17 protein-coding genes and 1 riboswitch are annotated in these 21,294 nt (G+C 56.5%); of the genes, 15 read left to right on the forward strand and 2 right to left on the reverse strand.

Going from position 1 to position 21,294, the window contains the following annotated elements; translation table 11 throughout:
- The first annotated feature begins 314 nt into the window (after positions 1-314).
- Together ACKGJP_RS00185 and ACKGJP_RS00190 are read left to right on the forward strand one after the other, a co-directional pair.
- Positions 315-5,438, forward strand: coding sequence for an S-layer homology domain-containing protein (locus tag ACKGJP_RS00185; protein WP_409343706.1), 5,124 nt, complete (start codon positions 315-317; stop codon positions 5,436-5,438).
- A gap of 170 nt (positions 5,439-5,608) precedes the next feature.
- The gene (locus tag ACKGJP_RS00190) at positions 5,609-6,277 is read left to right on the forward strand and encodes a glycoside hydrolase family 73 protein (protein ID WP_409343707.1); all 669 of its coding nucleotides are present in this window, start codon (positions 5,609-5,611) and stop codon (positions 6,275-6,277) included.
- Between the two features lie 109 nt (positions 6,278-6,386).
- Here the strand turns inward: ACKGJP_RS00190 and ACKGJP_RS00195 are convergent, their stop codons facing one another.
- Positions 6,387-6,545 (reverse strand): asparagine synthase, encoded by a 159-nt coding sequence (locus tag ACKGJP_RS00195; protein WP_409343708.1) that lies wholly within the window; start codon positions 6,543-6,545, stop codon positions 6,387-6,389.
- 214 nt (positions 6,546-6,759) lie between these two features.
- Between ACKGJP_RS00195 and ychF the strand changes: the two genes are divergently transcribed.
- From ychF to prmC, 3 genes are all read left to right on the forward strand, one after another.
- Positions 6,760-7,860 carry a redox-regulated ATPase YchF gene (ychF, locus tag ACKGJP_RS00200; protein ID WP_409343709.1) on the forward strand — a complete coding sequence of 367 codons (1,101 nt, stop codon included), beginning with the start codon at positions 6,760-6,762 and terminating at the stop codon, positions 7,858-7,860.
- A gap of 66 nt (positions 7,861-7,926) precedes the next feature.
- Entirely contained in the window at positions 7,927-8,997 is a 1,071-nt protein-coding gene (prfA, locus tag ACKGJP_RS00205; protein ID WP_409343710.1) for a peptide chain release factor 1, read from the forward strand.
- A gap of 6 nt (positions 8,998-9,003) precedes the next feature.
- Positions 9,004-9,879, forward strand: coding sequence for a peptide chain release factor N(5)-glutamine methyltransferase (prmC, locus tag ACKGJP_RS00210; RefSeq protein ID WP_409343711.1), 876 nt, complete (start codon positions 9,004-9,006; stop codon positions 9,877-9,879).
- Between the two features lie 45 nt (positions 9,880-9,924).
- Here the strand turns inward: prmC and ACKGJP_RS00215 are convergent, their stop codons facing one another.
- Positions 9,925-11,925 (reverse strand): hypothetical protein, encoded by a 2,001-nt coding sequence (locus ACKGJP_RS00215; RefSeq protein ID WP_409343712.1) that lies wholly within the window; start codon positions 11,923-11,925, stop codon positions 9,925-9,927.
- A 248-nt stretch (positions 11,926-12,173) separates the two neighbouring features.
- Here ACKGJP_RS00215 and ACKGJP_RS00220 point away from each other — a divergent pair, with 248 nt between their 5' ends.
- From ACKGJP_RS00220 to wecB, 10 genes are all read left to right on the forward strand, one after another.
- Positions 12,174-12,557, forward strand: coding sequence for a glyoxalase superfamily protein (locus ACKGJP_RS00220; RefSeq protein WP_409343713.1), 384 nt, complete (start codon positions 12,174-12,176; stop codon positions 12,555-12,557).
- An 80-nt stretch (positions 12,558-12,637) separates the two neighbouring features.
- A complete protein-coding gene (gene spoIIR / locus ACKGJP_RS00225; protein ID WP_409343714.1) occupies positions 12,638-13,456 on the forward strand; it encodes a stage II sporulation protein R in 819 nt (272 codons plus the stop codon).
- A 62-nt stretch (positions 13,457-13,518) separates the two neighbouring features.
- The gene (locus ACKGJP_RS00230) at positions 13,519-14,670 is read left to right on the forward strand and encodes an L-threonylcarbamoyladenylate synthase (protein WP_409343715.1); all 1,152 of its coding nucleotides are present in this window, start codon (positions 13,519-13,521) and stop codon (positions 14,668-14,670) included.
- Between the two features lie 151 nt (positions 14,671-14,821).
- On the forward strand, positions 14,822-15,382 hold the full coding sequence (locus tag ACKGJP_RS00235; protein WP_409343716.1) for a manganese efflux pump MntP family protein: 561 nt from the start codon (positions 14,822-14,824) through the stop codon (positions 15,380-15,382).
- A 70-nt stretch (positions 15,383-15,452) separates the two neighbouring features.
- The gene (locus ACKGJP_RS00240) at positions 15,453-16,034 is read left to right on the forward strand and encodes a low molecular weight protein arginine phosphatase (protein ID WP_409343717.1); all 582 of its coding nucleotides are present in this window, start codon (positions 15,453-15,455) and stop codon (positions 16,032-16,034) included.
- Between the two features lie 138 nt (positions 16,035-16,172).
- A riboswitch (ZMP/ZTP riboswitch) is annotated at positions 16,173-16,253 on the forward strand.
- Between the two features lie 178 nt (positions 16,254-16,431).
- On the forward strand, positions 16,432-16,890 hold the full coding sequence (gene rpiB, locus ACKGJP_RS00245) for a ribose 5-phosphate isomerase B (RefSeq protein ID WP_409343718.1): 459 nt from the start codon (positions 16,432-16,434) through the stop codon (positions 16,888-16,890).
- Positions 16,891-16,976: 86 nt separating this feature from the next.
- Positions 16,977-17,624 carry a TIGR01440 family protein gene (locus ACKGJP_RS00250; protein WP_409343719.1) on the forward strand — a complete coding sequence of 216 codons (648 nt, stop codon included), beginning with the start codon at positions 16,977-16,979 and terminating at the stop codon, positions 17,622-17,624.
- Positions 17,625-17,748: 124 nt separating this feature from the next.
- A complete protein-coding gene (gene glyA, locus ACKGJP_RS00255) occupies positions 17,749-19,005 on the forward strand; it encodes a serine hydroxymethyltransferase (protein ID WP_409343720.1) in 1,257 nt (418 codons plus the stop codon).
- Positions 19,006-19,356: 351 nt separating this feature from the next.
- Positions 19,357-19,989, forward strand: a complete 633-nt coding sequence (upp, locus tag ACKGJP_RS00260; RefSeq protein WP_409343721.1) for a uracil phosphoribosyltransferase — start codon at positions 19,357-19,359, stop codon at positions 19,987-19,989.
- Positions 19,990-20,107: 118 nt separating this feature from the next.
- The gene (gene wecB / locus ACKGJP_RS00265; protein ID WP_409343722.1) at positions 20,108-21,253 is read left to right on the forward strand and encodes a non-hydrolyzing UDP-N-acetylglucosamine 2-epimerase; all 1,146 of its coding nucleotides are present in this window, start codon (positions 20,108-20,110) and stop codon (positions 21,251-21,253) included.
- Positions 21,254-21,294 lie beyond the last annotated feature (41 nt).

The raw sequence follows: 21,294 nt of genomic DNA on the forward strand, positions 1-21,294 counted from the left end.
GGGGGTCGACGCTTGAAAGAATGCAGATCGAGATATCGTATTTCGGAGTTTCTTCATCGCCAGCCTCTGCTCCTAGGGCAGGTATTCATGTTGGAATCCCTAAATGCTCCTATCATATAACGTCAATCTGAACAAAAAATGAACAATGCGAAATGCAGAAAAAGCGCTTGGCCGCCCCATTCCGATTGTTCAAAAATTGTTCAGATGCGGTTGTTACTATAAGCGGGATGATTCGACAGGAAGCAGCAAAGGGCGAGCAAATCTACGGGAATAACACGACTCGCCATAGAACAGGGAGGGAGAGGAGCAGGGAAATGCGTTTTGTAGAAAAGTTACGAATGGGAAGCGGCAATAGGGAGGGAGAATGGCGGAACCGGCTCCGTCCGCGCGGCGTGCTGTCCAAACGGTTCGTTTCGCTGACTACGGCTCTGCTGATGGCTTTCGGCGCAGCGGCGCCATCGCACGCAGCTGGAGGAGGTTCAGGCAGCGGCTCGCAGGGCGGCACTTATTTTACCGGCACGGACAATTGGGGTGGCGGCGCGGCAAACAGTAATAAAGATAACGACTTGGATTATTACACGCGTCTTGCGGCTGACCAGACATCCGGAGATTTTCGAAAAGCGGGTGATCCTCAAAGCGGTACTGCGATCAAAAACGGGACCCCCAATTTGTATCCGTTCGAGTTCAAGATTGACGTCCCGGCTGGAAAAACGCCTCAGACCAGCGCCTACTTGCTTATTAGAGGCTATGATGTGGATGAAGAAGACGGCGAATGGGATAGAGTGTATCTCTCTAAAACCCCTCTAGCGCTTCTCGCCGGGCCGGGAGTCCCGAGCGGATATACATGGCCGACTACGGGGAATTGGAATGATGCCACTTACCGCAAAGGATTTGACCTTCAATATTATGTGGGTGCGCTATCCGGGAATAACGCCAAATGGAATACAACCGTATTTAAGCTGGATCCTGCTCAAGTAGCCGAGGGCGATAATTTTGTCGGCATTTCGGTTCATCATAATCCCCAAATCGGCACCCTGAATACAGGCTGGGAGACCGTAATCGACTGGGGCCAGCTTGTGATCGACGGCGGCAGCCGCAAGACGGGAGAACTGACTGATGTCAATATCGCCGTCATCGACGGAAAAATTACGTTGACAACGTCGGTTGCAGGCAAGGAGCTTGTCCCTGGACAAGATTTTATTATTGAAGCTAACGTTATCGATAAAGAGGGCAATAATCTGGTTACGGAAACGAGAAAGGTCCCTCAGAGCAGCTTGGGCAGTACGATCCAAATTCCTCTCTCGGATAACGATATCGATAAAACCCAAAATTATACGGTTAACGTTATCTTATTCGACGAGGAAGTAGAAACGACAGGTCCCAATGCAAATAGGGGCTACAAGGTGCCTACTCAAGCAGAGCACATCTTCTCCGTCTCCACCTTTGATCCGAAGGCAGCCGATATCGCGAAGACCGGGCTTCAATACGAGCCTACTGTGTTTGCGGCGGACGATTTCAAAAACAAATACTATAAGCTGAACGGAGCGGCCCACGGAGCGAACCTGCAAAAGGTGAAAATCGGTACTCTCCCCGATCCTGCTAAAGGCAAGCTCGTGCTTGTCGACGGAAGCGGACAGGCTGCCGATATCGTGCTTGGGCGGGAGCTCACAGTCGCCGAACTGCCTAGCCTCCGATTTATTCCCGTCTCTTCCGGCTTTAGCGGAACGGCATCGTTTCAATGGAACGGCTTTGACGGCGAAAAATATGCGCTGACCGACGCTCTCGTTACCCTCGCGGCTAATGCGGCGCCTGTCGTAGGCGATATCGAGAAATCGGCTGTCAAAGGCCAAACCGTCGATTTTACGAAAAATAATTTTGCTTCCACCTTTGCCGACGCGGACGAAGAGACGTTGAACGCCGTGCAAATCGTCACGCTTCCGGATCCGGCCAAAGGCAGGCTGGTGCTCGTTAACGGAGCGGTTGTTACCGACGTCGCAGCAGGACAAGTCATTCCGGAAGCGGCGCTTGGCCAACTGAAATTCATGCCGAAGGACGGTCAGACAGGAGTTTCCTCCTTTACATGGACCGGATCCGACGGCAAACAAAACGCCAAAGATGCCAAAAAAGTAACCATCCGCATCAATACGCCGCCTGTTGTCGGCAACATTGCCAAAACCGGCTTGGCGGGCGCGACCATCGGCTTTGCAGCGGATGATTTTGCACAACAGCCGGCATATCAAGATGCAGAACAGGATGCGCTTAACAACGTGAAAATCAGCTTGCCTGCCGACTTCGGCACCAAAGGCAAGCTGTGGTACACGCCATCCGTAGGCGCTGCCGTTTATTTGACTCCCGGCCAATCCGCCTCCATTCCGGCGGCCGTACTGGGCACGCTCGCTTTCGGCCCCGACGCGGAATTGCCGGACGGCAGCACCGTGACGTTCCAGTGGGAAGGCTATGACGGCACGCAATATTCCGAAGCGCCGGCGCTCGTGACGATCGCCTACTCCGGCAAGCCTGTCGCCCAGCCTCAAACGATAAGCGCAGAGGAAGGCACGACTTCGATTGCGATCGTCCTTAAAGGCACCGACGCGGAAACCGTCACCGGTCTGGTTTACGGCATCAAGTCCGTTCCGGCCAAAGGGACGCTGCAGCCGGCCGATCAGAGCCAACCGAACGGAAACGGCTGGATCTACGTGCCGAATCCGGGCTTTACCGGAGGGGAAGACAGCTTCACGTTCACAGTGACGGATGGCGACGGCCAAGAAAGCGACCCCGTTACCGTAAAAGTGCTGATCAACAAGGCGCTTGACGGTTGGGTAGGCGACAAAGCGCAGGGAGATCCGGCAATCGTAAAAGCGCTGACCGGGCAGCCGCTGAAATTGTCCGCCGTCAGTTCCCTTTTGGCTAATGAGGTTGTGGCTACCGTAAACGGACATGCCGTAAGCCTCGTGCTCGCCAATGCAGAGACATTCGCTGCCGACGGCTATAAGAAGTGGGTGAGAACGGATTACGTGCTGCCGCAAGATACGGCTGCAAGCGAATATGCCGTCTCCTTCGAAGCGCGTAAAGCCGATCAGTCTTTGCTCCCGGCGGAAGCGCCGGACAAGCGGATCGATAACAAATTCGCCGTGATCGGCGCCAACCTGAAGCTGACGGCCAATCCGGCAAAAATCGTAGGCGACGGGAAAACGACTACGACATTGACAGCCGTGCTCAAGGACGCGGACGGCCAGCCGATATCCGGCGTAAAGGTTGTTTTCGCTGCTCCAACAGGTGTAGGCACGTTCGTGGGTCAGGATTGGGCGATTACGAATGAGCAAGGACTTGCGACGGCGATCTACAAATCGGCCAAAATTACCGGTGTGAACGAACAGCAAATTCCGGTTACGGCAACGGTGCTGGACGAGGAGAAGGGTCTTTCCGCGAAGGATCAGATCGCCGTTATCTTCCAGCCCGCCACGATTCAAGGCGTTATTACGAAGGGCGTTGGCAATGCGCCGGTATCCGGCGCAACCGTACGCGTGACGCTCGACTTGAACGGCGACGGCCAAATCGAATCCGGCGTCGACTTCGACGAAACGATCGTTACCGACGAGAACGGCGCGTATTCCGTGCCGGTACCGCGGGGCGATGAGAAATATGACCTGGAGATTACCCAAACGGTCGAGGTAGGCGGCGTACAGACGCCTGTAACCTACAGGCAGAAGGCTAACGTGGGCGTCGTGACGGGCGGCGGAGACGAGAGCTTCGATTCCGAGAAAACCGTAACCGGCATCGTTCTTTTCAAAGAGCCGAACGGCCAGACCGGCTTGTTGAGCAGTGAAATCGTCTCTAAGACCAAAGTATACTTGAAGGACGCGGCAGGCAACTACATCATGGAAAATGGAAAACCGAAGCCGTTCCCTCTGCAAGCGCAGGGCGTTTTCCATGCGGATGGACTAGCCGTAGGCGACTACACGCTCGAAATCCGTTACGAAATCGAAGCAGGCAAGGAAATCACGATTGCGCGCGGAACGGCAGGCGTGAAAGCGAATGGCGAACTGAACATTACGCAAGAGCTGGTCGATCCCTACGGGACGATTCGTGATGCGAGTACAAAAGCCGTGATCAAAGACGCAAAGGTCACGTTGTATTACGCGGATACGCAAAGAAACAAAGATAATGGAAGAACGCCGGGAACGGGAGTCGTATTGCCTCCGTTAGTCGGCTTTGACCCGAACGGCAACGCAAGCCCCGAGCAATTAAGCGACGCGAACGGCTTCTACGCCTATATGGTCTATCCGGAAACGGACTATTATCTGGTCGTATCCAAAGACGGCTACCAATTGTACCGGAGCGCTACCCTTCCGGTAGAATGGGATATCGTCAAGCATGATTTGGTACTGAACCCGGTTTCGGCACCGGAGTCTTCCGCCGACCCCGCGCCGGTCGTGCAACCGAATGTTTCCTTGAGCCTTTCCGTAGATAAAAGCATGGTCGAGGAAGGCGGACAGTCCGTCATCACCGTCGATTACAAAAATCAATCGTCCTCTCCGCTTGTATCGGGCGTTGTCAAGCTGGCGATTCCTGCCGGAGCGACCGTTATCGATGCGAACGGCGGCAAGGCAGACGGGAATACCGTTACTTGGACGGTCAACAATCTTGCGGCCGGACAAGCGGGAAGCTTCAAAGTAACCGTCAAATGGCCGCAGCTGGAAGAGAAGGAAGCTTCCTTCGATGCGAAAGGCGAGTTTGCTGCGGGCGGCTCGGTTAGCCCGGTAACGGCGCAATCGGCAACCAAAGTCGTAGTATTCTCCAAACGCTTCGATAATCTGAAGCACCAGCGTTACATTCTCGGCTATCCGGACGGCGAGTTCAAGCCGAACCGGTCGCTCACCCGCGCTGAGCTGGCAGCGATCGTGGCCCGGTTAACCGACAATTCGGAATCCAAGGATCCGCTGAATTTCAAAGATGTACAAGCCGGCCACTGGGCGGCCAACTACATCAAGATTGCAACGAAGCACGGCTATTTTAACGGCTTTGAAGACGGTACGTTCCGTCCGGAAGCCCCGGTGACAAGAGGAGAGCTGGCTGCGGTTATGGCACGCTTCCTGAAGCTGGATACCGGCAGCTCGAGCACGGCGCATTTTAGCGATGTGGTTGGCCATTGGTCGGCTGCAGCCGTAGAGGCTTTGTATCGCGGCAAATTCCTGTCCGGCTATCCGGACGGAACGTTCAAGCCGCAAAACGATATTATTCGTTCCGAAGCGGTGACGCTTATTAACCGGATGCTGTATCGCGGACCGCTTCAAGGTCTCGAGCCGCTGTTCCCGGATATGCCTGCAAGCCACTGGGCATTCGGTGACGTGCAGGAAGCGACGGTTTCCCACGAATCGGTCCGTCAAACCGACGGAAGCGAGACTTGGAAAAGCAAGCTGGAGGACGATGTGAAGTAATCGCACAGCAAGAAGCGCAGGGCCTGATTCGATCCAAGGAGAAGGCCGATGCGCTTCTTTTTTTCAGGCTGGAGACATTCGGACAGGGGGTTGTGACCAAATTGAACCTCCATACGTAACATAAAGCAAGGGAATGTCAATGATAAGAAGGACAAGGAGGGATGGCGGCTATGAAAGTGGCACCCGACGCTTTTATCGATACGGTCGCTCCGATCGCAGTACTTCTAAGGATCCAGGGCTCCGCGATTTTTCCGTCCGTCCGTATTGCGCAGGCTCTGCTTGAAACGGGGAGCACCCTTCATCCATGGAACAACCTGGTCGGGTATAAAGTAGGCGGCGGACAGCCGACCCCTTATTGGCACGGCCGGAGCGTCAGCAGGACGACTTGGGAAGTGTACGACGGCGTTCGCGTAGACGGCGTGCAGTCCGATTGGCGGGCATACGACACGATAGCCGACGGTTTTCGCGACCAGGATTTGCTGTTTCTGATCCCCCGGTACGACCGAGTGCGCGCCTCGAAGACGCCCAAGGAGCAAACGGTCATGCTGCAGGTGTGCGGCTATGCGACCGATCCGGCGTATCCGGCCAAGCTGCAAAGCTTGATCGCTGTGCACGATTTGGAACGCTACGACGAGGAAGCGGAGGAGAGAATGCCGATGAAGCTGGAACACGACTGGCAGTGGAACATGCTCGGCGATGCGCTCGACGGGCTATATTCCCAAGGGCTGATAACCGACCGCAGCTGGGTGGATAAAGCTTATAAGCAAGAGTTGACGCAGGCCGAGCTGACCTGGCTGAATACGATTCTGTTCGCGAGGAAAAACGGCGTGAAGGTATAAAGCAACCGGTTATATGCGCATGCCACATACGGACTCGTTTGAACGAGCGGCTGAAGGCGGCCTAAAAATATAAAAAGGAGGGTTTCCCCTCCCGTATCTTCTCCAGCCGTTACCGGTGCTCCACCAAATCGATGACGCCTAGAACGACGTGGGCCAAACCGAATCCGATGACGCCCTTGGCGGCCGCCTTGTACCGGGTCGCTAGCAGTGCCGCGCCGGAAGCCGATACTACCGTTCCGAGAACCGCAGGAATCAAACCTTCACGCACATAAAACACTCCTTTGGATTAAGTTTGAGAAGACGGTAATAGGATTGTCCGAAGCGCCGTTTCCTATCCGAAAAGGCCGTCGTTAGCCGTGTGGCTCGGCAGCGGCCTTTTCGGGATGCGGTTCGCGATCCCCAGCCGATTACAAGATGACTTTACATCACGTCTGCGATATAATTGAATAATGACCATTTTCAGAAACTAAGGAGTTGTCGTGATGGCTTTGAAGGCAGGAATCGTCGGCTTGCCGAACGTAGGCAAATCGACGTTGTTTAACGCAATTACCCAGGCGGGCGCGGAATCTGCGAACTACCCGTTCTGTACCATCGACCCGAACGTAGGGGTTGTAGAAGTGCCGGACGAACGGCTGCAGAAGCTGGCCGAGATCGTCAACCCGAACCGGATCGTGCCTACGGCGTTCGAATTTATCGACATCGCCGGCATCGTGAAAGGCGCGAGCAAAGGGGAAGGGCTTGGCAATAAATTTTTGGCCCATATCCGCGAAGTGGATGCGATCGTGCATGTCGTCCGCTGCTTCCAGGATGAGAACATTACGCACGTGTCCGGCAAAGTCGACCCGATCAGCGATATCGAGACGATCAATCTTGAGCTCATTCTCGCCGACCTGGAGTCGGTGGAGAAGCGCATCGACCGCTCTCGTAAAAATATGAAAGGCGGCGACAAGAAATACGCTGCCGAGGTGGAGTGCCTCGAACGGATCAAAGAGGCGCTGTACAACGATCAGCCCGCGCGCAGCGTCGAGGTTAGCGAGGAAGAAGCGCTGCTTATTCGCGATCTTCATTTGCTGACGATGAAAAAAATGCTCTATGCGGCCAACGTTAGCGAAGCGGAAGTCGCGAACGCGGACGACAATCCTTACGTGCAACTGGTTCGAGAATTTGCGGCCAAGGAAGGCGCGGAAGTCGTGCCGATCAGCGCGAAGGTAGAATCGGAAATCGCGGAGCTGGAGGGCGAAGACAAGGAAATGTTCCTTGAAGAGCTCGGCCTGACGGAGTCCGGCTTGAACCGGCTCATTCGCGCAGCCTACAAGCTGCTCGGCCTGTATACGTATTTCACGGCAGGCGTGCAGGAAGTTCGCGCATGGACGATCCGTAAAGGGTTGAAAGCGCCGCAGGCGGCAGGCGTAATCCATACGGACTTCGAACGCGGCTTTATTCGCGCGGAGGTTGTCTCTTACGACGACCTGATCGCGGCAGGCTCGATGAACGCAGCCAAAGATAAGGGCCAGCTGCGGCTGGAAGGCAAAGAATATGTCGTGAGCGACGGCGACGTTATGCATTTCCGCTTCAATGTATAGCGGACCGTCGTACCCGTAAACCGATATACCAAACGAAAGTTTTGAAAAAGCAAGGGGTGAACGAACATGTTGGACCGGCTTCAATCATTGGCCGACCGTTATGATAAATTAAGCGAGCTGCTATGCGATCCGGACGTGGCGAACGATCCGAAGAAGCTGCGCGAATATTCCAAAGAGCAGTCCGATCTGCAAGAAGCGTATAACGCTTATATGGAATATAAGTCTGTCATGGAGCAGCTCGAGCAGGCGAAAGCGATGCAGAACGAGAAGCTTGACGACGAAATGCGCGAGATGGTCAAGATGGAAATCGACGAGCTCGTGGAAAGCAAAAACCGTCTGGAAGAGCAGCTCAAGATCTTGATGCTGCCGAAGGACCCGAACGACGACAAGAACGTGATCGTCGAGATTCGCGGAGCCGCAGGAGGCGACGAGGCGGCGTTGTTCGCTGCCGATCTGTACCGGATGTATACGCGCTATGCCGACTCCCAGGGCTGGAGAGTGGAGGTGCTGGATACGAACCTGAACGATCTGGGCGGGTTCAAAGAGGTCATCTTCATGATTACCGGCAAGGGCGCATACAGCAAAATGAAATACGAAAGCGGCGCGCACCGGGTACAGCGGATTCCGGTTACGGAATCCGGCGGACGTATTCATACGTCCACATCGACGGTCGGCGTTATGCCGGAGGTCGAGGATTTCGACATCGAAATCAAGGAGAGCGACATTCGCGTCGATACGTTCTGTTCGAGCGGAGCGGGCGGCCAGTCCGTCAACACGACGAAATCTGCCGTGCGGGTAACCCACGTGCCGACGGGCATCGTGGCGACTTGTCAGGACGGCAAATCGCAGAACTCCAACAAAGAGAAGGCCCTGCAGGTGCTGCGGGCGCGGATTAACGACAAGTTCCTGCAGGAAGAGCAAGCCAAGTATGCCGACGAGCGCAAAAGCAAAGTCGGTACCGGCGACCGCAGCGAACGGATCCGTACGTACAACTTCCCGCAAAGCCGTGTGACGGATCATCGGATCGGCTTGACGCTGCACCGGTTGGAGACTGTTTTGAACGGCGACTTGGAAGAAATCGTTTCGGCATTGACGGTAGCCTCCCAGGCGGACCAGCTGGACGAAAAAGGAGAATAACACGTCATGCCTATGCATGCGGATTCCATACGTGAAGCCTATCTTAAGGCTTCTTCTTTTTTACGCGACAAGGGTGTGGCTGACAGCGCGGCAAATGCGGAGCTGCTGCTGCAGCATGCGCTCGGCTTGGACCGTACGTCGCTGCTGCTGCGCTGGTCCGAGCCTTTCCCGGCGGAGCGGGAGGCCGTTTGGTGTGAGCTGCTGGACCGCAAAGCTGCCGGCGAGCCGGCGCAGTATATTATCGGCGAGCAGGAGTTTTACGGGCTGCCTTTCACGGTAAACCGCAACGTGCTCATTCCGCGCCCCGAAACGGAGCTGCTCGTCGAGCGGATGATCGCGGAAGGCAGAAGGCTTTGGCCGGACGGGAGCCCGCTGCTTGCCGACGTCGGAACGGGAAGCGGGGCGATTCCGGTCGCAATAGCGGTGAATTGCCCGTCATGGCGGGTCATGAGCTCTGACATTTCGTCCGGCGCGCTGGAGACGGCTAGAGGCAACGCAGTGCGCAACGGAGTAAGCGATCGGGTGGAATTGATGCAAGGCGATCTGCTGGCGCCTTATATCGAGCGGGGTCTCGCCATCGATCTTCTGGTGTCCAATCCCCCGTACATCTCGACGGGAGATATGGCAGGCTTACAGCCGGAGGTAAAGGATTACGAGCCTCACAGCGCTTTGGACGGGGGTGTCGAGGGACTCGATTTATACCGGAGAATGGTTGCGCAGTTAGCGGAGCTGAAGGCGATCCCGCGGGTAGTCGGGTTTGAAGTCGGGCAAGGCCAAGCCCGCGAAGTAGCGCGTATGCTGAGCGGCGCGGCCGACTGGACGAAGATCGACCTTATAGCCGATCTCGCGGGAATTGAGCGTCATGTCGTGGCCATAAGGTAGACATGCAAAAGCGGATAGACGATAAAGCGTAAGGAGCTTTGTCGTCTATCCGCTTTTTTCATGTTGCGGGTTTATGTGGACTCTCGTCATGTACGGATACAGCAGCACCAGCCCGGCTATATAGAGGGCGAAGGCGACAAGCGGCGGCAGCAAGTGGAGCAGATCCGTATAGCCGATCGCAAGATGGACGCCGAAGGCTGCAACAAAGCCCGGAAGCCCGCCGATCAGCAGCGTCCACCACAGCCATCGTTCTCCCTGGTTAATGCCCCATAAGGCCGAAGCCAGAATGGCGATCGCATCCGCAAACAGCGCGCCGCCGAACCCGGCCCGGTCATGGGCAATGAGCGGAATGAGCCGTTCGTTAAGCTGGGACAGCATTTCCGGGGTGGTGCATAAGAAAACCAGGTCCGTCGGGACGAATACGCCGTTCATGCCGATCCAGGCAATGACGGCGCCTCCGGCCGCAAACGCAAATCCGAGCGAGACGAGCATCAGCTGTCCCCACTGGGCTCGTTTCCAGCTGCGGTCGTTATATCGGTTAGGCGGCTTCCGCGACGGTTGGTCGGCGCGACTCCGCATCGATAACAGAAACATCGGAAACAGGATGATGGCGACAAGCGCATGCAGCGGATCGAAATAGCCGTAGCCCAGAAACAGAAAAAAGCTGGAGAAGCCGACGGCTCCTGACGTAAGCAGCGCGGTCTTGGCCCAATGCTGCCGTCTGCGCAGGCCGAATAACGCGAATAGACCGTAAAGGATACCGATCGACATCATCGTCCCAGCCAGCGTCAGACGATCGTGAGACATGAAGGGAAGCAGACGGCTGTTCAACTGTTCGAGCATCGTCCGGTTCATATTCAAATAGGACACGTCGTAAGGAAGCACCACGGAGGTGGCGGCAATCCACCATGCCAATAAGCCGCCGACAAGCATGCCCAAGCCAAGCAGGCACATCCAGCCCCAATCCCGCCAAAAGGAAGGCGCGGCCGGAGCGGGCGTTGAACGGACGCGCTCGTAAACCGCCGCTTCGTTGATCCGTTTGGCCAGTCCCGGTCCGCTGTAGACGAAGCCGCTGTGCAGGTGGACCGAATCTGCACCGGCCTGCATCAGGTCGATGGCGTCCTGCGGCTCGTGAATGCCCGCCGAGGCGAGAATCGGGAGTTTGCTGCCGCTTATTTCGCGTATGCGGCGCAGCAGCTCCAGACACGGCTGCTTGCCGCTGCGTCCGACTGTATCGCCGGATTCGGTGCGGATAAAATCGCCGATCGACACCCCGTCATAACCATTGTCCTTGACGGCAAGCAGCAGCGTCTCCAAAAGCGGCGGCGGGCAGTCAAGCGGAATATAGAGCATAACGGGGAGCGACGGGGCCAAGGAATGGAGCGTTTCTCCGATTTGCGCGATGCAGCCGGCGGTTTGCTCGGACGTCCAGCTCCGCTCGACCGTGGCGTCGAGAATAAAGCCGTCGGCATAAGGAGCTAGCGTCTCCAGCAGAAAGCGCTGTTCGGCGAATGCAAGTTCCGGCGACAGACCGGGCGTATGGGCGACGCGAAATAAATAAGGCGGCTTTTTGCCCGGTTTATGGTTGTGGCCGGCGTTATGTGAAGGGTCATGCCTGTTTGCGTATGCGCGCTCTTTAACTAATCGGAGAGCAATGGCATCAACCCCGTCGTTGACATAGGCATTCGGATAAAGGAGCTCTTCCCGGGCGTCATCGCGGATAATCGGTCTGTCGTCCGTTATTGGCTTGGCGGTGACCGGTCCGATTTCCACATAGCCGATCCCGAACTGGGAGAGCGCTTTGCGGCCGGTTCCGTGCACGTCCAGCCCTCCGCTTAAACCGACGGGGCTCCGCAGAGGAATGCCCGCTATTTCGGTGCCCAGGATGGACGGCAGCTCGGCATGTCCAAGCGTCCGGATGACGAGCGCTCCGCCGGGAAACCGGCTTAAGGCGCCCATGGCGCCGAGTGTCAGATCCCGGGCCGTTCGGGCAGGAAGCCGGAACAGCAGCGGGCGGAACAGCGTTTGATACGACCAATCCGGCATGCCGGCAGCCTCCTTTTTCGGAAAGGGTTTATGAAGGAGCCAAGAGATTGCGAAAGGGTAGCCCCTTGATCATAACAAGGGCGTCCGAACTTGTAAATTTCCAGTTGCGTCAGGCCAGGTCTCTGTCCTCTTGTCTACCGAAATGATATACAATAAGAATGCTAGACTCCTAGAGTTCCGGATGATTTGGCGAACTAGAGAATGGAGTGTGGCGGCGGATCGTATCCGAATAAGAGGAGGGGATTGCTTTGACGCAATCGGAAATCGGCATGAAGCCGGCAACGCCCATCTTGCGTATTTTCGACGAGGCGAAGGCAAAAGCGTTTTATATCGGATTTTTGGAGTTTCAGCTCGATTGGGAGCACCGGTTTGAAGAAGGATTTCCGTTATATATGCAGGTTTCGCGGGGTTCCTGTCTCCTCCATCTTTCCGAACATCACGGCGACTGCACGCCGGGCTCGGCGGTCCGGATCGAAGCGAGCCCCATCGAGCCGTTCCACGCCGGTTTGCTTGCCAAAGCTTATAAATATGCGCGCCCGGGCCTCGAAAGTACTCCTTGGGGCACAAGGGAGGTCTGTGTGACCGACCCGTTCGGCAACCGGATCGTCTTTTACGAGGATAACCAGCGTTAAAAAAATTGCTAGATTGCTAGGTTTAAAGCAAGCCCCTCCTGACCATACTTGGACTATGGAACGGGAAGGGGTTGTGCGCAATGGTAAAACGGGTTTCGTTACGGCAATATGCGTACGTCATATTCGCGATGCTGGTAATGATCGCATGCTGGGAAACGAATAAATCGAATGCGGCGGTTGTCGGCTCGGACATTCCGTCGGAAGCGATCCGTCTTCGCATATTGGCCAACTCCGACGCCGTTCAGGATCAAGCGATCAAACGCGTCATCCGCGACGCGATCATCGCCGAAATGGACAAATGGGTGAGCGAGCCGCAAGGCATCGACGAGGCCCGGCAGATCGTGCGTGATCATTTGCCGGAGCTTGGCGCCCTGGTAGGCAAGCAGCTGGAGGAGCACGGTTACGCGTACGGATACAGCGTAGAGCTCGGCATCGTACCGTTTCCGACGAAAATGTACGGCAACCGCATCTATCCCGCAGGGGAGTATGAAGCGCTGCGGGTGACGCTCGGCAAAGGCGAAGGACAAAACTGGTGGTGCGTGCTGTTCCCGCCCTTGTGCTTCGTGGATGCGGCGTCGGGTGAAGCGGTAGCCAAAGACAAGGACACAGCAGATGTCCGTCAAACGGCAAATACGGCGAAGCCCGTGCAAACGTCGGTAAAAGCACCGAAAGAAGACAACAAGCGCAGCGGCAGTGCAGAGTCCTTATCGAAGCAGAACGCGAAGGATAAGGAAACGAAGCTGGAAACGTCCGCCAAAGGCACGAAAGTGGTAGTTTCCGCTTCGGGCACGCAAAAAACGGTGGAAGCGGATCAGCTTGGCGAACGTCCGGCTATGAAATTTTTCATCTGGGAAAAAATCAAGTCGATTTTCTCCGCCATTAAAGGCTGGTTCTCCTGATTTCGTGACAGCGTCCGACTAGCGAGGTATAATGACAACAAAAAACGCAGAGGATTCTATTGATGAAAACGAAAAATTGGGCAGTCGGCAAGGAACTCCTACCGGACCGGCTGTCTATCATACAAGAAGCGGCCGAATTTCTCCGCGCGGGGAAATTGGTCGCTTTTCCAACGGAAACGGTATACGGGCTCGGCGCGGATGCGCGAAGCACCGAAGCGGTGGAAGGCATTTTCCGGGCAAAAGGGCGGCCTTCCGACAACCCGCTGATCGTCCATATCGCGGATAAGTCTCAGCTGCACGATCTGGTCGATCGCGTGGATGAGACTTCTTGCCGTCTCATGGACGCTTGCTGGCCGGGACCGCTTACGCTCGTGCTGCCGGTCAAACCCGGCGCTGTGTCGCCACGCGTGACGGCGGGCCTCGCGACCGTCGCCGTGCGCATGCCCGAGCATCCGCTCGCGCTCGCGCTGCTGCGCGCCGCCGGCTGCCCGGTCGCTGCGCCTAGCGCGAACCGCTCCGGCCGGCCGAGCCCGACCGAGGCGCAGCACGTGCGCGACGACCTGGACGGCCTGATCGACGGAATCGTCGACGGCGGGCCGACCGGGGTCGGCGTCGAGTCGACCGTCGTCGAGGTCGATGCGGACGGACGCGTGCACGTGCTGCGCCCGGGGGGCGTCAGCGCGGAGCGGTTAGCGCAGCTCGTGCCGGAGGCGCAGATCGTTGCGGCGGCGCACGATGACGGCGCAGACGGCTACGGCGCGGTGGCCGCCGGCGGTGCTGCGGGCCCGGACGCGCCGGCGGGCGGCAGAGACGGCGGCGCGCAGCCGCTGACGGCCACGGCGCCGAAGTCGCCCGGCATGAAGTACGCGCATTACGCGCCGCGAGGCCGGCTTACGCTCGTCCGCGGGGACTCCGCCGAGCGGGTGGCGGCTTATATCCGGCAGGAGCTTGACGCGGCGCGGTCGCGCGGCGAAGTAACCGGCGTCCTGACGGTTGCGGAGCGCGCTTCGTTGTATACGGCCGATCTCGTCGTGCCTTGCGGAAGTCTTGCAGAGCCGGAGTCGGTTGCACGCGGCCTGTATGCGGCGCTGCGCCGGTTTGACGACGCCGGAGCGACGTTCATTTTGGCGGAAACGCCGGAGGAGCGGGGCATCGGCGCGGCCGTCTTGAACCGCTTGCGCAAAGCGGCTGCGGATCGCGTTGTGGAGGTATAGCAATAGAAGGAAGCCGCGTTAGCCGCTTATTTTCATAGCCGGACTTATAGGACTTGTCCTGCCATTTGGATTCCGAAACGTTCCGTACAAGCATCTTTCCCAAGTTGTCCGCATATGTTGAACAAGGACAGGCGGATCGGAGGGACGGGATATGGATACGGCGGCGGCGATGTGGGGACAGCTTGCCACGCTGCTGGTGATGGCGTTTGCGCTAGGCTTGGACGCATTTTCGCTCGGCATCGGAATCGGCATGAAAGGAATCCGGTTCATTCACATTTTGAAAATCGGCTTGATCACCGCTTTGTTCCATGTGCTGATGCCGTTGTTCGGAATGTTTACCGGCTACTATGTAGGGACGCTGCTCGGCAATGTGGCAACCGCTGCGGGCGGGGGTCTTTTAATTCTCCTTGGAGGGCATATGCTGTATAGTGCGCTGAAGGGAGAGGACGCTCCGTCGTTCGATCACGGCACGCTGTGGGGCATCGTGCTTCTGGCGCTGACGGTCAGCGTCGATTCGTTCTCGGTCGGCGTTTCGTTCGGGATGTTCGCCTCGGACTTCTTGCTTACCGTACTGTTGTTCGGCACCTTCGGCGGCATCATGTCGATCCTCGGGCTGTGGCTGGGGCGAAGTGCGGGCCTTTGGGTCGGCGAGTACGGAGAAGCGTTCGGCGGCATCATCTTGCTCGTTTTCGGCATCAAATTTTTGCTGTAGCGCGCTTTTTGCTACAATGGAAGCATACCACTACCTATAACTCGCTCGCGAGAGAAGGGGGCGAAACGATATGGCTCATCGCATTTTGTTCGTCTGTACGGGGAATACATGCCGAAGCCCGCTGGCCGAAGGGCTTTTGCGGATATTGGCGGGGGTGAAGGGGCTTCCGGTCGAAGTAAAGTCGGCCGGCGTAGCCGCGATGGACGGCTGCTCCGTATCGGCGCATTCGGCATCGATTTTGCGTGACAAGGGGTTTACGGGTTCGATTACGTCCCAAACGCTCACCGGCCAACTCGTCGGCTGGGCTGATTTGATTTTGACCATGACGGTTAACCATAAACGGTCGGTCATTCAGCAGTACCCGGATTCCGCGGACAAAACGTTCACGCTCAAAGAGTACGCCGAGGACGACGCAAGGGTGCTTGAGGCCGTCCGCGAGCACGGAGAGCTGAGCGCGGAGCTTCATATGAAGCAGGCCCTTGGCCAGCCTATAAGCCCGCAGGAATGGGGGAGGCTGCGCGATATGGCCGATCGGCTGCCGAATTACGATATCGCCGACCCGTACGGCGGCTCCAAAGCCATGTATGAGCATTGCGCGGCGGAAATCGAAAGCAGCCTATATAAATTGCAGGGCCGCTTGAGAGCGGATTGACCGCTTGGCGGGGGCTCCCGGCGCTTCGGTATTCTCTTGCGAGGCGCCGCCTGCTCCCTACCGATTTTAGCAAGATGCGGCAGGCATCCGGAATCTTTACAGCGCGGCAGGAATGCGTTATGATAGGGGTAAGTGAATAGGACTCAATGTAACTGGCGACAAGTGGGAATAACCACAATGGAGCATTGAGGGAATCGGCCGGTCGCCTGGGCAAAGAGCAACGACGTGGAAGCACGCGTGTGCTCTTTTTCTGTTTTCCGGCAAGAATAGGTTATACTAAGGGAAGTGCCTGGACTACGGAATTTGCAAGAAGCCGGAACGCTGATCGTTCCCGGAATGGAAGCGGCTTTTCTGTAAAGGTACGACGAGTACGGATTTTGAGGAAAGAGGTGTCCTTATGAAAATTGTTATTGGTTCCGATCACGGCGGTTTTGCGTTAAAAGACGGCATTAAGGCGCTGATTACCGAAATGGGGCATGAGGTTATCGACGTGGGCTGCGACTGCACCGATTCCGTCGATTACCCGGATTACGCGCTGCCGGTATGCGAGCAGGTCGTATCCGGCGAGGCCGACCGCGGTATTCTGATTTGCGGGACGGGGATCGGCATGTCGATCGCGGCCAACAAAATTCCCGGCATCCGCTGCGCGCTCGTACACGATACCTTCTCTGCTAAAGCGACGCGCGACCATAACGATTCCAATGTGCTGGCGCTGGGCGAACGCGTTATCGGGCCCGGACTCGCTGCGGAAATCGTGCGTATTTGGGTAGAGACGCCATTCTCGCATGGACAGCGTCACGAAACCCGCGTTGGCAAAATCAAGGCGCTGGAAGACAAGTATTCCATCCACCCGTAAGGGAACAGGAAGAAGGCGCCCGATTGGCGGCTTTCTAACAGCGCCAGGGTATATCCGGACGCCACTAACGGAAAGGGGATGCCGCAATGCAGTCATCAGACGTCAAACCGGAAGAAATCGCAACCGAACAATCCGCCAGCGTCGATCCGAAAGCTGCGCTGGACAAGATCGAGGCGGACGTCGAGACGGTACTCGGGGAGCTCATCCAAGCGGGACGGGTGCAGCCGGGCCAGATCGTCGTCATCGGTACGAGCACGAGCGAAGTACTTGGCCGCCACATCGGAACGGCCGGCACCCTTGAAGTGGCGGAACGGCTGTACCGCGGCATCATGCGGGTAAGGGCCAAAGCCGGCTTCTATCCGGCCTTCCAGTGCTGCGAGCATCTGAACCGCGCGCTTGTAATCGAGCGCGAGCTGCTGGCCCGCAGCCCGCAGCTTGATGAGGTATCGGTGATTCCGGTGCCTAAAGCGGGCGGATCGATGGCCGCTTATGCGTACCGGCACCTTAAGGAACCGGTGCTGGTGGAAGAGATAGCCGCGCATGCGGGCATCGACATCGGCGGCACGCTGATCGGGATGCATTTGCGGCGCGTTGCCGTTCCGCTGCGTCCTTCGATCCGCGTGATCGGCCAGGCTCCGGTACAGCTCGCTTACACGCGTCCGAAGCTGATCGGCGGCGTGCGCGCCGTCTATACGGAGGAAGCCGCCGGCGAAGCGGGCGGGAGCTGTTCTTAACGCCTAAGCGTTCATTCAAGGTTAAAGGCTAACGCTCAGCGTTGCCGGTATCATTTTTTCTTATCGATTAATGGGAAGCATCATCTAACCGTCTATAACGACTACGACTCAGGAGGAATCAAACATGGATCATTTGCGTAAAGCGGACCCGAAAGTATTGGAAGCGATGAATTTGGAGCTGGGCAGACAGCGCGACAAAATCGAGCTGATCGCCTCGGAAAACTTCGTTAGCCCTGCCGTTATGGAAGCTATGGGATCGGTATTGACGAACAAATATGCGGAAGGCTACCCGGGCAAGCGTTTCTACGGCGGCTGCGAATATGTCGACGTTGTGGAAGACATCGCGCGCGATCGCGCTAAGGAATTGTTCGGCGCGGAGCACGCGAACGTTCAGCCTCACTCCGGCGCGCAAGCAAACTTGGCTGTATATTTGGCTACGGTAAAACCAGGCGATACCATTTTGGGCATGAACCTGGCGCACGGCGGCCATTTGACTCACGGCAACCCGGCTAACGCATCCGGCCTTCTGTACAATTTCGTCGCATACGGCGTCAACGAGCAAACGTTCCGCATCGATTACGACGAAGTCCGCAAAGCGGCTTTCAAGCATAAGCCTAGAGTAATCGTTGCAGGCGCAAGCGCGTATCCGCGTACGATCGATTTCGAAGCATTCGCGCAAATCGCTAACGATGTAGGCGCGCTGTTCATGGTTGACATGGCGCACATCGCGGGCCTTGTTGCAACGGGCTTGCACCCGAATCCGGTGCCGCACGCGCATTTCGTTACGACGACGACGCATAAAACGCTTCGCGGTCCGCGCGGCGGGATGATCCTTTGCCGGGAAGCATGGGCGAAGGAAATCGACAAAGCGGTATTCCCGGGAACGCAAGGCGGTCCTTTGATGCACGTTATCGCCGCTAAGGCGGTATCGTTCGGTGAAGCGCTGCAACCTTCGTTCAAAACGTATGCACAGAACGTCATCGACAACGCCCAAGCTATGGCGCAAGAGCTGATTGCCCAAGGACTCGACATCGTGTCCGGCGGTACCGACAATCACCTGCTGCTCGTTGACCTGCGTAACATCAACTTAACCGGTAAAGTGGCTCAGCACATTCTCGATGAAGTCGGTATCACGGTTAACAAGAACGCGATTCCGTTCGATCCGACCAGCCCGTTCGTAACAAGCGGTATCCGTCTCGGTACGCCTGCGGCGACTTCCCGCGGATTTGACCAAGCGGCCATGAAGTCGATCGCCCAAATGATCGCACTGACGCTCAAAAACCCGAACGATGCTGCGGTTCACGATAAAGTGCGCGGTATGGTTGCCGATTTGACGGCGCAATACCCGATGTATCCGGGCCTTACCTATAGTCAGGTATAATCGGCATTCCTTTTCATAGAAGCGGGTCGCTTGCGACCCGTTTTTTTGCACGATTTCGGGTCGAAGCCTGATCATCGTCTCGCTAGCGGGCAAACGGTTCGGAATGAAGCATGGCGGGGGAGGCGCGATTCTGGAAAATAAGGGTGATGCGCCGGTTAATCGGGATTATTCTGATATTTTTCGACGCGTTTCGGGAACGATTTATAAAAGACGACAAATGCGATACTGCATGTTGAACGATTGTGGTATAATAAGCAAGGTTTCTGTAAATTCCTGTTGACAACAGGCTTAGAACGTGAGTAACGCATGGGAAGCGCCTGTCATGTAAGCAGAACAATCGGGAGGAACAACATGGGTAACCTGTTTGTTTGCGATCACCCTTTGATCCAGCACAAACTAACGTACATACGTGATAAAAATACGAAGACGAAAGATTTCCGCGAGCTGGTGGACGAGGTGTCCTCGCTCATGGCGTACGAGATTACGCGCAACGTCGCTCTCGAGCAAGTGGAGGTGGAGACGCCTGTTACTAAGGCTACCTGCCGTATCGTGTCCGGAAGCAACAAGATCGGCTTGATCCCGATCCTGCGTGCCGGGCTAGGCATGGTCGACGGTATGCTGAAGCTGATGCCTACGGCTGAAGTGGGACACATCGGGCTCTACCGCGATCCGCAAACGCTGCAGCCGGTGGAGTATTACGTGAAGCTGCCGACCGATCCGACACAGCGCGAGCTGATCGTCATCGATCCGATGCTGGCGACAGGCGGATCCGCAATCGCGGCAATCGATCTTCTGAAAAAACGGCAATGCACCCGCATCAAGCTGATGTGTCTGATCGCTGCGCCGGAAGGCGTTGCTGCCGTACAGAAGGCACATCCGGACATCGATATTTACGTCGCGGCCGTTGACGAGTATTTGAACGACCACGGGTATATCGTTCCCGGTCTTGGGGATGCGGGAGACAGGCTGTTCGGCACCAATTGATTACGATGTAAAGAATAGGCGGCTACAGCGCCATGCTGCGCTCCGCCTTTTTGCGGCGAATGCGGCAGCGGAGCAACTGGTTTTGCGGCTCTACATGGATGATGGGGGGAATAATCGGATGAAACGCATCAAAGTCATGACCATATTCGGGACGCGTCCCGAGGCGATCAAGATGGTTCCGCTCGTTCTCGAGCTGCAAAAATATCCGGAGCAAATTGAATCGGTCGTTTGCGTGACCGCTCAGCACCGGCAAATGTTAGATCAGGTGCTGGAATTGTTTCACGTGAAACCGGATTACGATCTCGACGTCATGAAAGACCGCCAGTCGCTTAACGAGCTGACGGTTCGCGTGCTGCAAGGGCTCGATCCGATTTTGAAGGAAGCGAAGCCGGATATCGTGCTGGTTCACGGCGATACGTCGACGACATTCCTTGCAAGCTACGCGGCCTTCTTGCAGCGGATTAAAGTCGGTCATGTGGAAGCGGGACTTCGTACTTGGAACAAGCTTTCGCCGTATCCGGAAGAAATGAACCGCCAGCTTACGGGAGTGCTGTCCGATCTTCATTTTGCTCCGACCGACTGGTCGGCAGGCAATCTGAGGAACGAAAGCAAGCCGGAGGATGCGATATACGTAACCGGCAATACGATAACCGATGTCCTGCAATACTTGGTTAAGGAAGATTTCACGCATCCGATGCTCGATTGGGCCAAGGACGGAAAGCTTATTCTCATGACAGCGCACCGCAGCGAGTCGCAAGGGGAACCGCATCGACGTATTTTCCAGGCGGTGAGACGAATCGCGGACGAGTTCGAGGATGTACGCATTGTGTATCCGGTTCATCTGAACCCCGCCGTCCTAGAACCCGCACACGAAATATTAGGCGGTCATCCGCGCATTCAGTTGATTAAACCGCTAGACGTCTTCGAATTGTACAACTTCTATCCGCACACGCACTTGATCTTGACCGATTCGGGCGGGATTCAGGAAGAGGCACCTTCATTCGGTATTCCGGCACTGGTGCTTCGCGATACAACTGAACGCCCGGAAGGCGTCGGCGCCGGCGTTTTGGAACTGGTTGGAACGGACGAAGAGCTTGTCTACAGCAGGGCGAAGGCGCTGCTTACGGACGAAGCACTGTATGAGAAGATGAGCAAAGCATCGAATCCGTATGGGGACGGCCAAGTGTCGACGAGAATCGTCAAGGCGATCTTGCATCATTTCGGACTTGCACCGGAACGGCCTGAACCTTTTTCTTCTAAATAAACGCTGCGATTGAGATCGTGAAAGAAAGAGCTTTTGGAAGC

Source organism: Paenibacillus litoralis (assembly GCF_046244365.1).
Classification (GTDB): Bacteria; Bacillota; Bacilli; order Paenibacillales; family NBRC-103111; genus Paenibacillus_V.